Genomic DNA, 744 nt, shown 5'->3' with positions numbered 1-744 from the left:
GTATCTTCTTCAGCCGCAGGAAGTTTTACCTCTAAAACATATAACGGAAGAACATACAAACTGTACGTACCTAGCAGTTATCAGGGAGGTGCTGCCTTACCTCTAGTAGTTATGCTACATGGCTGTACTCAGGATCCTGATCAATTTGCAGCAGGAACGCAAATGAATGCACTGGCAGAAACAGAGAAGTTCCTTGTCCTCTATCCAGAACAGCCCTCTTCTGCTAATTCAAATAAGTGTTGGAACTGGTTTGATACCGCTCATCAATCAAGGGGAAGCGGTGAACCAGAGTTAATTGCTGGAATGGTTAATCAAATAAAAAGCAGTTATTCAATAGATGCCGACCAAATCTTTGTTGGAGGGCTATCTGCTGGTGCAGCTATGAGTGTTATTATGGGAGCTACTTATCCAGACATATTTGCCGCTATCAGCGTTGGGGCGGGCTTAGAATATAAAGCAGCCACGAGTGTGACAGGTGCTTATACAGCAATGAGCAGTGGAGGTTCTAATCCTATCCAACAAGGGGATTTAGCCTATTCAGCCATGGGAGAGCATAAACGAGTGGTTCCAGTTATTTTGTTTCATGGGACAGCTGACTACACTGTTGCGCCTATAAATGCGCATCAAATACTATCGCAATGGGCTCAAACAAATGATAGAGCGTCTGATGGGCTGGATAGTAACAATATTGATGATACGGCAGATCAAACTTTACCAGGTACAACAGTATCTGGTGGAAGAAGC

1 protein-coding gene is annotated in these 744 nt (G+C 43.8%); it reads left to right on the top strand.

Annotated elements, in window-relative coordinates; genetic code table 11:
* Window positions 1–744: extracellular catalytic domain type 1 short-chain-length polyhydroxyalkanoate depolymerase (locus tag RB298_RS33390; RefSeq protein ID WP_486050629.1), on the top strand; the 744-nt coding region annotated here is incomplete at both ends.

This window comes from Priestia sp. BR_2 (assembly GCF_041954005.1).
GTDB lineage: Bacteria > Bacillota > Bacilli > Paenibacillales > Paenibacillaceae > Paenibacillus_AQ > Paenibacillus_AQ lautus_A.
This window is presented reverse-complemented; position numbering and strand designations above follow the sequence as displayed.